Genomic DNA, 13,833 nt, shown 5'->3' on the forward strand with positions numbered 1-13,833 from the left:
GCGGGCCGACGCGCGGGTCCGTGTCGGCGGCCCCGAAACGCGGCGCCGAAACACGGCGCCCGAACAAAATGTGGGCATCCGGGAACAAATCTCCGCACCCCTCCGTTGAGCCTTACGACAACATGAGCGTGCAAGACTCAAGTTCGAATTGACTCCCGACGGTGTCGGAGTGCAAACTTGAGCGGAGGGCGCTCACTAAGCGCCAACATCGCAGTTCAGTAATGAAAAACCTGCACACAGGACTGCAAAACGAAAGTGAGGAACACTATGGCTCGTGCCGTCGGTATCGACCTCGGTACAACGAACTCGGTCGTGTCTGTGCTGGAAGGCGGCGAGCCCGTAGTGGTCGCCAACGCCGAAGGTTCACGCACCACCCCGTCGATCGTCGCCTTCGCCAAGAACGGTGAGGTGCTGGTCGGCCAGCCCGCGAAGAACCAGGCCGTCACCAACGTCGACCGCACCATCCGCTCCGTCAAGCGCCACATCGGCACCGACTGGAACGTGGAGATCGACGGCAAGAAGTACACGCCCCAGGAGATCAGCGCGCGCACGCTCATGAAGCTGAAGCGCGACGCCGAGGCGTACCTGGGTGAGGACATCACCGACGCGGTGATCACCGTCCCCGCGTACTTCGAGGACGCCCAGCGTCAGGCCACGAAGGAAGCCGGCCAGATCGCCGGTCTCAACGTCCTGCGCATCGTCAACGAGCCCACCGCGGCCGCCCTGGCCTACGGCCTCGACAAGGGCGACAAGGAACAGACCATCCTGGTCTTCGACCTCGGTGGCGGCACCTTCGACGTCTCGCTGCTCGAAATCGGCGACGGCGTCGTCGAGGTTCGCGCCACCTCCGGTGACAACCACCTCGGTGGTGACGACTGGGACGAGCGCATCGTCACGTGGCTCGTCGACAAGTTCAAGGCTCAGAACGGCATCGATCTGACCAAGGACAAGATGGCCCTGCAGCGTCTCCGTGAGGCCGCCGAGAAGGCCAAGATCGAACTGAGCTCCTCGCAGAGCACGTCGATCAACCTGCCCTACATCACCGTCGACGCGGACAAGAACCCGCTGTTCCTCGACGAGCAGTTGTCCCGCAGCGAGTTCCAGAAGATCACGTCCGATCTCCTCGACCGCACCCGCGCGCCGTTCCAGGCCGTGATCAAGGACAGCGGCATCGCCGTCAAGGACATCGACCATGTCGTGCTCGTCGGTGGTTCCACCCGTATGCCCGCCGTCTCCGATCTGGTGCGCGAGCTGACCGGTGGCCGCGAGCCCAACAAGGGCGTCAACCCGGACGAGGTCGTCGCCGTCGGCGCCGCCCTGCAGGCCGGTGTCCTCAAGGGCGAGGTCAAGGACGTGCTGCTCCTCGACGTCACCCCGCTGTCCCTCGGCATCGAGACCAAGGGTGGCGTGATGACCAAGCTCATCGAGCGCAACACCACCATCCCGACCAAGCGTTCCGAGACCTTCACCACCGCTGACGACAACCAGCCTTCGGTGCAGATCCAGGTGTTCCAGGGTGAGCGTGAAATCGCCTCGCACAACAAGCTGCTCGGCTCGTTCGAGCTGGCCGACCTGCCGCCCGCCCCGCGTGGCGTGCCGCAGATCGAGGTCACCTTCGACATCGACGCCAACGGCATCGTGCACGTGACCGCCAAGGACAAGGGCACGGGCAAGGAGAACACGATCAAGATCCAGGACGGCTCCGGTCTGTCCAAGGAAGAGATCGAGCGGATGGTCAAGGACGCCGAGGCTCACGCCGAGGAAGACAAGGCCCGCCGCGAGGAGGCCGAGGTGCGCAACCAGGCCGAGTCGCTCGTGCACCAGACCGAGAAGTTCATCAAGGACAACGAGGACAAGGTGCCCGCCGACGTCAAGGAGAAGGTCGAGGCTGCCATCAAGGAAGCCAACGACGCTCTCGCAGGCACCGACATCGCGGCCGTCAAGGCCGCGGTCGAGAAGCTGGCCACCGAGTCGCAGGCCCTCGGCCAGGCGATCTACGAGGCCAGTGCCGCCGAGGAAGCCGCCAACACCGACGGTTCCGGCGCGAGTGGTGCCGACGACGTCGTCGACGCCGAGGTCGTGGACGAGCCGTCCGAGTCGGAGAAGAAGTGACGTCCGACAACACCGAGCAGGAACCGGTCACTTTCGTGGACAAGCGGAAGATCGACCCCGAGACCGGTCGGACACGGGACGCGGAGCCGGTAGTGGAGCCCCTCGCGGGCACCGCTGCCGCCCCGCAGCCCGGCTCGGTGGACGAAGGGGACCTGCCGGACACGGCAGCTCCGGAGACGGACGAGTTGGCGGAGCGCACCGCTGACCTGCAGCGACTGCAGGCGGAGTACGCCAATTACCGCCGCCGCGTCCAGCGCGACAAGCAGGCCGACATCGCGAACGCCAAGGCGTCCGTCGTCGGTGAACTCATCGCGGTGCTGGACGACCTCGACCGTGCACGCAGCCACGGCGACCTCGACTCGGGGCCGCTGAAGGGTGTGGCAGACAAGCTCACCGGCACCCTCACCTCGCTCGGCCTGAGCGAGTTCGGTGCCGAGGGCGACGCATTCGATCCGGCGCTGCACGAGGCAGTGCAGCACGAGGGCGAGGGTCACGACCCCGTTCTCGGCACGGTGATGCGAAAGGGCTACAAATTCGGTGATCGTGTCCTGCGGCATGCGATGGTAGCTGTGATCGATCGCGCCGGCGGTGCCGGCGCGAACACCTCCGACGAGGCGGCGAAGCCCGCCGAGTCGGAACAAGAGTAAGAGCGAGAGGAGGAGACGCCCAGTGAGCCAACGGGAGTGGATCGAAAAGGACTTCTACAAGGAGCTGGGCGTCTCGTCCCACGCATCCGCGGACGAGATCAAGAAGGCGTACCGCAAACTCGCCCGCGACCTTCATCCCGACGCGAACCCCGGCGACACGAAGGCCGAGGAGCGTTTCAAGTCCGTCAGCGAAGCACACGCCGTGCTCTCGGACCCTGCCAAGCGCAAGGAATACGACGAGGCCCGGCGACTGTTCGCGAGCGGCGGTTTCGGTCAGGGCGGCGGCGGATTCAACCCCGGAGCCGGCGGTTTCGGCCAGGGCGGATTCGACATCAACGACCTGTTCGGTGGCGGCGGCGCGGCGGCCGGTGACGGCGGCCTCGGCGACATCTTCGGTGGCCTGTTCAATCGCGGCGCCGGTGGTGGCGGCGCGACCCGCACGACCAACCGTCCCCGTCGTGGCAGCGACGTCGAGACGGAGACGACCCTCGAATTCCGTGAAGCCACGCTGGGCGTCACGGTTCCGCTGCGTCTGACCAGCCCGTCGCCGTGCACCACCTGCCATGGCAGCGGTGCCAAGCCGGGAACCAGCCCGCGAGTCTGCCCGCGCTGCAACGGGACCGGAATCGTCAGCCGAAACCAGGGCGCGTTCGGGTTCAGTGAGCCGTGCGACGACTGCCGCGGTACCGGCTCGATCATCGACTCGCCGTGCGAGGTGTGCCACGGCAACGGCGTCACCAACCGGACCCGCACCATCACCGTCCGCGTTCCCGCGGGTGTCAGCGACGGACAGAAGATCCGGCTGGCAGGCCAGGGGGAGGCGGGCCTGCGCGGCGCGCCGTCCGGCGACCTGTTCGTCACGGTCCGGGTGCGTCCCGACAAGGTGTTCGGCCGCAACGGCGACGACCTCACCCTCGTCGTCCCCGTCAGCTACGGTGAGCTCGTGCTCGGAACCACGGTCTCCGTCCCCACGCTGGAGGGGCGCGTCGGTGTGAAGATTCCGGCGGGCACAGCCGACGGCCGGGTTCTGCGGGTACGCGGCCGAGGCGTTCCCAAGCGTGCGGGTGGCGCCGGTGACCTGCTGGTCACGGTCAAGGTCGCCGTTCCGCAGAAGCTCGACGACCCCGCCACCGAAGCACTGAAGACCTATCTGGAAGCAGAGAAGGCCAGCGGATTCGATCCCAGGGCCGGGTGGGCAGGTGCCTGATGAGCGATACGACCCAGGATCCACGCGAGACCGCCGTTGATCCGGACGCCCAGATCTTCGTGATCTCGGTGGCCGCGGAACTCGCCGGCATGCATGCCCAGACGTTGCGCAACTACGACCGGCTCGGTCTCGTCACCCCGCACCGCACGTCCGGTGGCGGGCGACGGTACTCGCCGCGGGATGTGGCGCTGCTCCGTGAGGTGCAGCGCCTCTCGCAGGACGAGGGTGTCAACCTCGCCGGGATCAAGCGGATCATCGAACTCACCAACCAGGTGGAGGCTCTACAGCACCGGGTTCGCGAGCTGGCCGAGGAGATCGCCAAGATTCACGCCGGCTACCGGCGCGATCTGGTGCCGATCCCGCGGAGCAATGCGCTCGTCGTGTGGAAGCCGCGACACCAGCGCTGACCCGGCGATCTCTCGGGTGAATCGAACCGATGTCGCACTGGTCCTGTCGGAGTGAACCAGTGCGACATCGGGCCCCAACCCCCGGCTCATCGGTCGCGGTTGCCCCAGCGGGGCCCGCGGCGGGTGCGTGATCGCGGAATGTTCATCTCCTCGAGACGTGCCTTGATCTCCTCGGTGGTCCACATCGTGCGGGAGACGGTGGGGGTGGGGGTCTCGGTGACGTGCATGATCATGTTCTCCGGCTTTCTACGAGTGTTCGGTGGATGGTCGGGATCGTCTGTCAGGGGTGTCCGTACAGGTGGTAGCCGGCGTTCATGTTCGGGTAGCCCGAGTCGATCCAGCTGCTGATGCCGTAGGCGTGGCCATAGTCGGCGTCGACGCGGGTGCCGTCCACGTCGGTGGTGTTGCTGTAGTTGTCGGCGCGGAACACGGCTTGGGCACCACCGGGGAGCGAGTAGGTGGCGTCCACCTCGACGCCGTTCGGATCGGTGGAGAATGCCTTCACGATCTGGCTGCTGTGCGGGGCGAGGTAGTCCGACGGCGCCTGAATCCACTGCCCGTAGGGGTTCGACGAGCCCGCGAGGACCATCGGCAGGTCGGTGTCGTTGCTGATCGTCATCGCGATCGTGGGTCCCGATGTCGGCATCGTGCCCGCGGTGGCAACACCCGCTGCGGCGATGGCGAATCCGGTGACGGCCACTGCGGTGGCAGGCAGTGCGATGTAGAGTGCGACGCGGCGGCGGGCGGTGGTGCGCATGATGGCTTCTCCTGAGTTGTGACACTTCGGGGGGGAACGTCTGGGGCCGTGGGGGTTTCGGTTTCCGATCTCCCCGTTTTCCGGTGTGCACCAACTATGTCGCGAATATGCGCCGTCGTCTGTCCACCGACAGGACCGAGCGCGGGATGAATCCGGTGTCCACCGATCGGGGGACACCGGCGCCGCGAAGTGCTCCGCGCGGGCCTGCTCTCGTGAGAAAGTGAGCAATGGACTTCGCCGGAGTCGCTTCGCATCGGGCCGCGCCGTGAGCGCCGTGCGGGTCGTGGTGGGCGACGACCACCCGATCTTTCGGGACGGTGTCGTCCGTGCGCTCCTGGCGAGCGGCGACATCGAGGTGGTCGGCGAGGCGGACGACGGTGCGGCGGCGCTCGCCCTGATCCGCGAACTCGCCCCCGACGTCGCACTGCTCGACTATCGGATGCCGGAGCTGGACGGTTCCCAGGTGGCGGCGGCCGTCCGGCGAGCCGAACTGGCCACGCGGGTGCTGCTGCTGTCGGCGCACGACGAGTCCGCGATCGTCTACCACGCGCTGCAGGAGGGGGCGGCGGGGTTCCTGCCCAAGGAGTCGACTCGGGCGGAGATCGTGAAAGCCGTCCTGGACTGCGCTCAGGGCCGCGACGTCCTCCCCGCCTCCCTCGCCGTCGGACTGGCGGGTGAGGTGCGTCGTCGCAGTGAACCGGTCGGGCCGGCGCTGAGCGGCCGGGAGAAGGAAGTGCTGGCGCTCATTGCGCGCGGCCAGAGCATTCCCACGATCGCCGGTGAGCTGTATCTGGCGCCGTCGACGGTCAAGACTCATGTCCAGCGCCTGTACGAGAAGCTCGGGGTGAGCGACCGCGCGGCCGCGGTGGCCGAGGCGATGCGACGCGGCTTGCTGGAGTGACGTGCCGCTTCCGTCCCAGAGTCGCGTAGTCCGTCGCTACAGCACCGAGGCCGTCCGGGTGACCGCCATTCTCCGGTTACCGCTGATCGGGCTGATGGCGCTGCTCGGGCCGGTGATCCGCGTGGTGCACTGGAAACCCGACGTCTTCGCCGGGCTGCTGATCGGGTATGCGGCTCTGGCGCTCGGCTGGCTGATCTTCGTCCTGGTGCGGGACGTCGGACCGTGGGCGGGCTGGGTGTCCACCGCGGCGGACGTCACCGCGGTGGTGGCGTTGTGTATCGCCTCCGGCGGCGCGACGTCGGTGCTGCTGCCGGTGTTCTTCCTGCTGCCGATCTCGGTGGCGTTCCAGTACCGGCCGCGTCTGACGGCGATCGTCGGGGTTTGCACCGCCGTCGGGTACCAGGTGGTGTGGATCGTCTACTCCAAGCGCGACGACGCAGTCGGCTTCCCCGACGAGGTGTACCTCTACTTCGGGTTCCTGTTGTGGCTCGCGGCCGCGACGACGGCGTTGTCGTACGTGCTGGTCCGGCGCTCTGCGACGGTGATCTCGCTGATGGATGTGCGCAGGCAGCTGATCGCCGAATCGATGGGCGCCGAGGAACGCGAGCGACGGCAACTGGCCGAAGACCTTCACGACGGGCCCCTGCAGAATGTCCTGGCCGCCCGGCTGGACGTGGAGGAGGCCCTGGAGCGAAACCCGGACGACATGCTGGTCGCCGCCGAGTCCGCCCTCCGCGAGACCGCGGCGCAACTTCGGTCCACGGTCACCACACTGCATCCGCAGGTCCTCGCGCAGCTGGGCCTCACCGCGGCGCTGCGCGAGCTCACCGATCTCTACGCGCGGCGGGGGTTCGAGATGTCGGTGAGCCTCGACGACGTCGGTCACCCCGACTGCCAGGAGCTGCTCTACCGGGTGGCGCGGGAACTGCTCACCAACGTGACCAGACATGCCCAGGCGACGACGATCGAATTCGCACTCACCCGTGCCGACGGGCGGACCACGCTGACGGTCGCCGACGACGGCGCCGGTTTCGATCCGGCCGTCGTCCCGGAACGGGTGGCGCAGGGGCACATCGGGCTGGCGTCGCACATCGTGCGGGTCGAAAGCCTCGGCGGCACCTTCGACGTCACGTCCTCACCCGGATCGGGCACCCGCGTGGTGGTGACGGTGCCGGACTCGCGCTGACCGCGCTGGGCGGTTGACGTGTTCGCTGACGGGTAATCGGGGACCAGTCGATCGCGAAGGAAGGGCAGAGCAATGGGTACGCGCGAGTCATCCCGGACGAAGTCGCCGGTTCAGATCGCCGCGCTCGTCGTGGGTGTGGTATTCCTCCTGGTCGGGATCCTGGGCTTCGTTCCCGGCATCACGACCGACTACGACCTGCTCGGCGGCGCCGGGCACCATTCGGGCGCGAAACTGCTGGGAATATTCCAGGTTTCGGTGCTGCACAATCTCGTTCACCTGATTTTCGGCGTCGCCGGCATCGCATTCGCCAGGACCGTACAGACTGCGCGCCTGTACCTGGTCGTCGGCGGTGTGGTCTATCTCGTTCTGTGGATCTACGGACTGGTGATCGACCAGGCCAGTGCGGCGAACTTCGTGCCGGTCAACACTGCCGACAATTGGCTGCACTTCGCACTCGGCGCCGGAATGGTCGCGCTCGGATTCTTCACGGCGCGGGTCGGGTCGTCGCCCGCAACGGACCCGACCCGACCGCACTCGCCGATGGACTAGTCACTGCGGGTGACGGCCCTCGGCGAATTCCTCGACGATCTTCGCGCAGAACGCGGGCAGGTCGTCGGGGTTGCGGCTCGACACCAATCCGTTGTCGACCACCACTTCCTCGTCGACCACGGTTCCGCCGGCGTTGCGGATGTCGGTGCGCACGCTCGGATACGACGTGAGAGTGCGGCCGCGGACGACGTCGGCCTCGACCAACGTCCACGGTCCGTGGCAGATCACGCCCACCGGTTTGCCCGAAGCGACGAAGTCGCGGACGAAGGCGACGGCCGACTCGTCCATCCGAAGGTGGTCGGGGTTCGTGGTGCCGCCGGGCAGGATCAGTGCGTCGAAGTCGGCGACCGACACGTCGCCGACCACGGCGTCGACGGCGTAGGTGCCTGCCGCGTTCACGTCCGAGTTCATGGCCTGGATCTTGCCGGGGGACAACGCGATCAGCCGAACCTCCGCGCCGGCGTCCTCCACGGCCTTTCGTGGCTCGACGAGTTCGACTTCCTCGACCCCGTCGGTGGCCAGGATCGCGACCTTCCGGCCGCGCAGTGTGTCTGCCGATGTCATGGGCACTTCCTTCCTCTGGTGAACACAAGCGACGGGTACCCGCTCGGCCCGAAGCCAATCGGGTGGGAATCAGAGTCGTCGGAGATCGGTGGTTGCGGGGCCTTCGAGAAGTGTTCCGCCGGAAGTGAATCGGGACCCGTGCAGCGGGCAGTCCCACGAAGCCTCCGCATCGTTCCAGCGGAGCACACCACCGAGGTGCGGGCAGACGGCGCAGACACGCTCGGTGTGACCGTCCGAGGTGTATTCGCCGACGGGCAGCAGTCCCTCTCGCACGATGCGTGCCCGGCCCTGCCCGCGTTGCCGCCCCACGAGCGCGTCGCCCCAGCCCGCGACCATCTCCACCGCCACCTCACCGTTCGCCTTCACCGCCGCGGGAAGGTCGAAAAGCTGCGTCGGCGAATAGCTCTGAAATGCCTCGCCCCAGCGCATGTGGCCACCCAGAATGCGTCCGGCGAGCACGAGACCGGCGGCGACGCCGTTCGAGAGACCCCACTTGCCGTAGCCCGTGGCGACGAGAATGCCGTCACCGCCGGGAACCAGTGGGCCGACGTAGGGGAGCGCGTTCAGCGAGGAGTAGTCCTGCGCCGACCAGCGGTGGGTCGGCGTCGCCCCGGGAAAGTGACGGCCGGTCCAGGCCAGTAGATCGTCGACCGCGGCCTGCGGCGACGTGCTTCGCCCGACGTCGTGACCGTTGCCGCCGACGACCAGAACACGACCGGCCTCGGCTGGGCGCAGCGACCGGGTGGGCTGATCGGCGGTCAGGTACATGCCCCCGGGGGCACCGCCCGGCACCCGGAACGCCGCCGCATACGATCGTTCCGCCTTCAGCCGGGCGAAGAATCCTCCGCGATCGAGGATCGGAGTTCCCGTCGCGAGAACCACGCGGCGGGCTTCGATGTCGCCGTCCGGCGTCGACAGGACGTGGAATCGCACCAGCGTCCGGACCGACGTCACGCGACGGTGCTCGAACACGTCGCCGCCGTGCGTGATCAGGTCGCGGGCCACCGCATGGAGAACGGGCATCGGGTCCAGGAACGCCTGGTCGTCGATTGTGACGGCGTCGACGTGGGGCACCGGGATCTCGAGTTCGGGCACGAGTCGCACGGGCAGGCCCGCCGATCGCGCGGCCGTGTACTGGGCGCGCACCGCGTCGACGCCGGACTCGGTCTGCGCGAACGTGAAATCCGGTGCCGTGCCGACGGGAATCTCGCGGTCGTGGCAGTACCGGAGCAGCCACTGCTGGCCTTCCAGGTTTCCCTCGACATACGAGCGCAGGATGTGCGACGCGTGGCGTCGGCCGATCTCGGCGAGCCGGGTACCTTGCAGCACACTGACCTTGCCCGTGGTGTTCCCTGTCGTGACGGCCCCGATGGTTCGCGCTTCGACGACGGCGACGTGCTGTCCCGCACGGGCGAGCAGTAGCCCGGTGATCAGCCCGGTCACCCCCGCGCCCACCACCACGGTGTCGTACCGTCCGCGTTCGTCCCACGATCGCCCCGTTACCGCGCCGCGGTGACCGGCGACGTGATCGAGCCAGAGGGAAGGCATTACGGCTTCAGGAGAATCTTCACAGCGCCGTCTTCCTTCTTCTGGAAGATCTCGTACGCGTGCGGCGCGTGGTCCAGTGGCAGTTCGTGAGTGGCGAACGTGTCGACACCCAGGGGGTCGGCGTCGGTGAGCAACGGCAGGATGTCCGGCACCCACCGCTTCACGTTGGCCTGCCCCATCCGCAGCTGAATCTGCTTGTCGAACAGGGTGAGCATCGGTATCGGGTCCGCCATTCCTCCGTACACCCCGATGAGCGAGAGGGTGCCGCCGCGCCGCACGATGTCGATGGCCGAGTACAGCGCGTGCAGCCGGTCGATTCCCGCCGTCGACATCAACGGGGCCGCGATGGCATCGGGCAGGTACGACGTGACCTGCTGCAGGAGTTTCGCGCCGGGGGAGCCGTGCGCTTCCATGCCGACGGCGTCGATGACGGAATCGGGTCCGCGGCCGTCGGTCATCTCCCGGATCACGTCGCCGAGTTCGCCCTCGGCGTCGTTCAGGTCGACCGTCTCGATCTGCCGCGCCCGCGCTCGGGCGAGCCGCTCGGGTACGAGATCGACGCCGATGACCCGAAAACCCTTGTGCGTGGCGATGCGTGCCGCCATGTCGCCGATCGGTCCGAGCCCGAGAACGACGACGGAACCGCCGTCGGGTATCTCCGCGTACTCGACGGCCTGCCATGCCGTCGGCAGCACGTCGGACAGGTACACGAAGCGCGAATCCGGTGGACCCTCCGGAACCGTGATGTGGGTGTTCTTCACGTGCGGCACCCGAAGATACTCGGCCTGGCCGCCGGGAACGCTCCCGTACAGTTTCGAATAGCCGAACAGCGCCGCGCCCATGCCCTCGTCCCGGATCTGGGTGATCTCGCACTGGGTGAACAGCTTCCGATCGCACATGGGGCAGCTGCCGCAGGATATCTGGAACGGGATGACCACCCGGTCGCCGACCTTCACGTCGGTCACCTCGGACCCCACTTCGCGGACGATGCCCATCGGTTCGTGGCCGAGGATGTCGCCCTCGTTCATGAACGCACCGAGCAGTTCGTACAGGTGCAGGTCGGAGCCGCAGATGTTGGTGGTGGTGATCTCGACGACAGCGTCGGTGTTCTGTTCGATCACCGGGTCGGGGACGGTGTCGACGCTGACCTCCCGTTTGCCCTGCCACGTCACGGCTCTCATCGGGCTCTCCGGTTCGCCTTCTCGATCGCGTCGACGAGTTCGTCCTTGGTCATGGTGGACCGGCCGTGTATGGCGAGTCGCTGCGCGATGTGCATGAGGTGGTCCTTGCTCGCGTTGGCGTCGACGCCCTCTGCCGTCGCACCGGACGCGTTCGGGCCGCCGCTCTTCGCGCGCTCGTCCGACGGGCCCTTCTCGTCCTTGGCCTCCCAGTGGTCCCCGACCTTCTCATAGCTGTGTTCGAGGGCGTCGTACGCGACGCGATGCGCCCGTTCCTCGTCCCCGTACTGGTCCATTGCGGAGTCGTACACCTTGGCGAACGTGCGCTGCGCCTTCTCGGACGACTTCTTCAACGTCCCGGGGAGCTCGCGCTTCTTCGGCTTGCCGCTGTCGGTGGTCTTCGGCACGGAAATCCTCCTCGGGTGTAGAGGTGCCCGCACGGACGATTACCCGACTCTCGGAGATCTATGCGAGCGGGGGAGGAACTCGACCGGGCGCGGAGGTCAGCGCCTGCTCGAGCAGTTCCAGGGCACGGTCGGTCGTTGCGGTCACGACGTCCTGCGGTTCACCGTCGAATCGGTGCATCTCGGTGTCGATGCGGCCGTGGGTGAAGAGTCCGAACCAGACGGTCCCCGGCGGTTGCCCGTCCTGGGGGTCGGGGCCGCCCGCACCGGTCACTGCGACGGCGATGTCGGCTCCGAGCAGTTCCGCGACCGCACTTGCCATCGCGCGGGCACTGGCCTCACTGACGACGGGACCGTCCGGCACCTTCAGCACCCGGTGTTTCACGTCGCTGGAATACGCGACCACGCTGCCCCGGTACCAGTCGGAGGACGCGGGCGCGGCGCCGAGAATGCATGAGATCTGCCCGCCGGTGAGGGATTCCGCCGTGGCGAGGAAGACGTGCGCGCTCTGCGCCGCGGTCGAGATCCGTTCTGCGATTCGGTCCTGCGGACTCATGGACCTCACGATATCGGACGTGTTCCGGCGCGGAGTTGCCGTCGCCACCCGGGAGCCAGGTGGAACAGGTTTCAGTTTTTCCGGTTTCCGGTTAGGGTGTCGGTGACCCAGGACACAGGAAATCCAGGCCGCCGGACCAATGCGCCTCGGCGTCGCGGGAGTAGAAGGATTACAGATGACCGACGAGTTCGCAGATCTGCATCGACCCGCCTTCGCTGCAGACCTCCTCATCACTGCACTGGAACGCAACTCCGACAAGCCGGCGCTCTACCTCGGCGACGTCGTCCTCACCGGCGGTGAGATGCGCGATCAGATCAGTTGCTTTGCGCAGGCACTGGCGTCACTCGGAATCGGTAAAGGCACGAGCACCGCCATGCTGTCCAAGAACAGGCCCGAAGTGCTCATCAGCATGGGCGCCACCATGATCTCCGGATGCCGCGCCAGCGCGCTGAACCCGATGGGCTCGCTCGACGACCATCTGTACATCGTCGGCGACGCCGAGATTCAGACGTTGATCTTCGATCCCACCGCCTTCGAGGAGCGCGCCGCCGAACTGGTAGCGCAGTCGCCGTCGATCGAGAACGTGTTGTCGTTGGGGCCGTCCGAAGTGGGTACCGACATTCTCGCCCTCGCCGAGAACTTCACCCCGCAACGCCTGCGGGCGGCGGACGTGGCCGCCGACGACAACAGCAGCATGGTCTACACCGGCGGAACGACCGGCAAGCCGAAGGGCGTCGTCGGCTCCTACCAGTCCGGCGCGACGCTCAACCAGATTCAGATGGCCGAGTGGCAGTGGCCCGACGAACCGCGTTTCCTCATCTGCACGCCGCTGTCGCACGCCGGCGCCGCCTTCTTCATCCCGACCCTGCTGCGTGGCGGCGCGCTGATCGTGTTGCCCGCGTTCGAGCCCGGTGCCGTCCTCGAGGCGATCGAGAAGCACAAGATCTCGGCCACGATGCTCGTCCCCACCATGATCTACCTGCTGATGGATCACCCCGACCTGCCGAAGCGGGACGTGTCCAGCCTGCAGACCCTCTTCTACGGCGCCTCGGCGATGTCGCCGGCCCGGTTGAAGGAGGGCATCGAGAAGTTCGGCCAGATCTTCTTCCAGTTCTACGGCCAGACCGAATGCGGAATGACCATCGCGGTGCTGCGGAAGGAAGAGCACCTGGCGGACGATCCCAGCCGGCTCGCGACGTGCGGGCGTCCCGTGCCCTGGCTGAACGTCGCCCTGCTCGACGACGACCTGAACGAGGTCCCCCAGGGTGAGCTAGGTGAGATCTGCGTTCGTGGCCCGCTGGTCATGAAGGGGTACTGGAAGAAGCCCGCCGAGACCGCCGAGGCCTTCCGCGGGGGATGGCTGCACACAGGCGACGTCGCACGCAAGGACAAAGACGGATTCATGACGATCGTCGACCGGAAAAAGGACATGATCGTCACCGGCGGATTCAACGTGTTCCCCCGGGAGATCGAGGACGTCATCTCGGCGCATCCGGCCGTCGGCTCGGTCGCGGTGGTCGGCGTTCCGGACGAGAAGTGGGGCGAGGCCGTGAAGGCGTGCGTGGTGTTGCGGGCCGGGCAGACGGTCGACGCCGCCGAACTCGTCGAACGGGTGCGGGCCGCGAAGGGATCGGTGCACGCCCCCAAATCGATCGACTTCGTCGACACGCTGCCGCTCACCCCGCTCGGCAAACTGGACAAGAAGGCGCTGCGCTCCCGGTACTGGGAAAGTGCAGACCGAGCGGTCGGATAGCACGACCAGGGCGGAAAAAAAGGGACCTGGTCTGCGGCGTGGCGCCCGCGCCTATAGTCTGCCC

General features: G+C 67.2%; 15 protein-coding genes. 8 read left to right on the forward strand and 7 right to left on the reverse strand.

Translation table 11 applies throughout. From position 1 onward, the window contains the following. Positions 1-267: 267 nt before the first annotated feature. The 4 genes from dnaK to FND50_RS09815 are packed head-to-tail and all read left to right on the forward strand — an operon-like array spanning position 268 to position 4,373. Complete coding sequence (gene dnaK / locus FND50_RS09800; protein WP_005238341.1) at positions 268-2,112, forward strand: molecular chaperone DnaK; 1,845 nt, start codon at positions 268-270, stop codon at positions 2,110-2,112. Then, positions 2,109-2,759, forward strand: a complete 651-nt coding sequence (gene grpE, locus FND50_RS09805; RefSeq protein WP_144285618.1) for a nucleotide exchange factor GrpE — start codon at positions 2,109-2,111, stop codon at positions 2,757-2,759. The genes dnaK and grpE overlap by 4 nt, the downstream gene beginning before the upstream one ends. A 22-nt stretch (positions 2,760-2,781) precedes the next feature. Continuing rightward, positions 2,782-3,966, forward strand: a complete 1,185-nt coding sequence (gene dnaJ / locus FND50_RS09810) for a molecular chaperone DnaJ (RefSeq protein ID WP_005238348.1) — start codon at positions 2,782-2,784, stop codon at positions 3,964-3,966. Continuing rightward, entirely contained in the window at positions 3,966-4,373 is a 408-nt protein-coding gene (locus FND50_RS09815; RefSeq protein ID WP_005238357.1) for a heat shock protein transcriptional repressor HspR, read from the forward strand. The genes dnaJ and FND50_RS09815 overlap by 1 nt, the downstream gene beginning before the upstream one ends. Before the next feature lie 86 nt (positions 4,374-4,459). On the opposite strand, the gene FND50_RS36055 is transcribed toward FND50_RS09815, so the two are convergent. Then, positions 4,460-4,606, reverse strand: a complete 147-nt coding sequence (locus FND50_RS36055; protein ID WP_009478761.1) for a hypothetical protein — start codon at positions 4,604-4,606, stop codon at positions 4,460-4,462. Between the two features lie 47 nt (positions 4,607-4,653). Beyond that, the gene (locus FND50_RS09820) at positions 4,654-5,130 is read right to left on the reverse strand and encodes a hypothetical protein (protein WP_144285619.1); all 477 of its coding nucleotides are present in this window, start codon (positions 5,128-5,130) and stop codon (positions 4,654-4,656) included. A gap of 274 nt (positions 5,131-5,404) precedes the next feature. Between FND50_RS09820 and FND50_RS09825 the strand changes: the two genes are divergently transcribed. The 3 genes from FND50_RS09825 to FND50_RS09835 all read left to right on the forward strand — a co-directional run bounded on the left by FND50_RS09825 (position 5,405) and on the right by FND50_RS09835 (position 7,766). After that, the gene (locus tag FND50_RS09825) at positions 5,405-6,031 is read left to right on the forward strand and encodes a response regulator transcription factor (protein ID WP_025432069.1); all 627 of its coding nucleotides are present in this window, start codon (positions 5,405-5,407) and stop codon (positions 6,029-6,031) included. Between the two features lies 1 nt (position 6,032). Continuing rightward, positions 6,033-7,217, forward strand: a complete 1,185-nt coding sequence (locus FND50_RS09830) for a sensor histidine kinase (RefSeq protein WP_144285620.1) — start codon at positions 6,033-6,035, stop codon at positions 7,215-7,217. A 72-nt stretch (positions 7,218-7,289) separates the two neighbouring features. Further along, positions 7,290-7,766 (forward strand): DUF4383 domain-containing protein, encoded by a 477-nt coding sequence (locus FND50_RS09835; RefSeq protein ID WP_144285621.1) that lies wholly within the window; start codon positions 7,290-7,292, stop codon positions 7,764-7,766. Here the strand turns inward: FND50_RS09835 and FND50_RS09840 are convergent, their stop codons facing one another. From FND50_RS09840 to FND50_RS09860, 5 genes are all read right to left on the reverse strand, one after another. Then, positions 7,767-8,330 carry a type 1 glutamine amidotransferase domain-containing protein gene (locus FND50_RS09840; protein WP_144285622.1) on the reverse strand — a complete coding sequence of 188 codons (564 nt, stop codon included), beginning with the start codon at positions 8,328-8,330 and terminating at the stop codon, positions 7,767-7,769. It abuts the gene before it with no gap. Positions 8,331-8,399: 69 nt separating this feature from the next. After that, positions 8,400-9,878, reverse strand: coding sequence for an FAD-dependent oxidoreductase (locus FND50_RS09845; protein ID WP_144285623.1), 1,479 nt, complete (start codon positions 9,876-9,878; stop codon positions 8,400-8,402). Further along, positions 9,878-11,059: a zinc-dependent alcohol dehydrogenase gene (locus tag FND50_RS09850; protein WP_144285624.1), complete on the reverse strand. Its 1,182-nt coding sequence runs from the start codon at positions 11,057-11,059 to the stop codon at positions 9,878-9,880. The genes FND50_RS09845 and FND50_RS09850 overlap by 1 nt, the downstream gene beginning before the upstream one ends. Next, on the reverse strand, positions 11,056-11,463 hold the full coding sequence (locus tag FND50_RS09855) for a ChaB family protein (protein WP_144285625.1): 408 nt from the start codon (positions 11,461-11,463) through the stop codon (positions 11,056-11,058). The genes FND50_RS09850 and FND50_RS09855 overlap by 4 nt, the downstream gene beginning before the upstream one ends. 58 nt (positions 11,464-11,521) lie before the next feature. Then, positions 11,522-12,016 (reverse strand): CinA family protein, encoded by a 495-nt coding sequence (locus FND50_RS09860; protein ID WP_144285626.1) that lies wholly within the window; start codon positions 12,014-12,016, stop codon positions 11,522-11,524. A gap of 175 nt (positions 12,017-12,191) precedes the next feature. On the opposite strand from FND50_RS09860, the gene FND50_RS09865 reads away from it, so the two are divergent. Further along, on the forward strand, positions 12,192-13,769 hold the full coding sequence (locus FND50_RS09865) for an AMP-binding protein (protein WP_005574696.1): 1,578 nt from the start codon (positions 12,192-12,194) through the stop codon (positions 13,767-13,769). The last annotated feature ends 64 nt before the right edge of the window (positions 13,770-13,833 follow it).

The sequence above is a fragment of the Rhodococcus sp. WB9 genome, assembly GCF_007558985.1.
GTDB lineage: Bacteria > Actinomycetota > Actinomycetes > Mycobacteriales > Mycobacteriaceae > Rhodococcus_F > Rhodococcus_F opacus.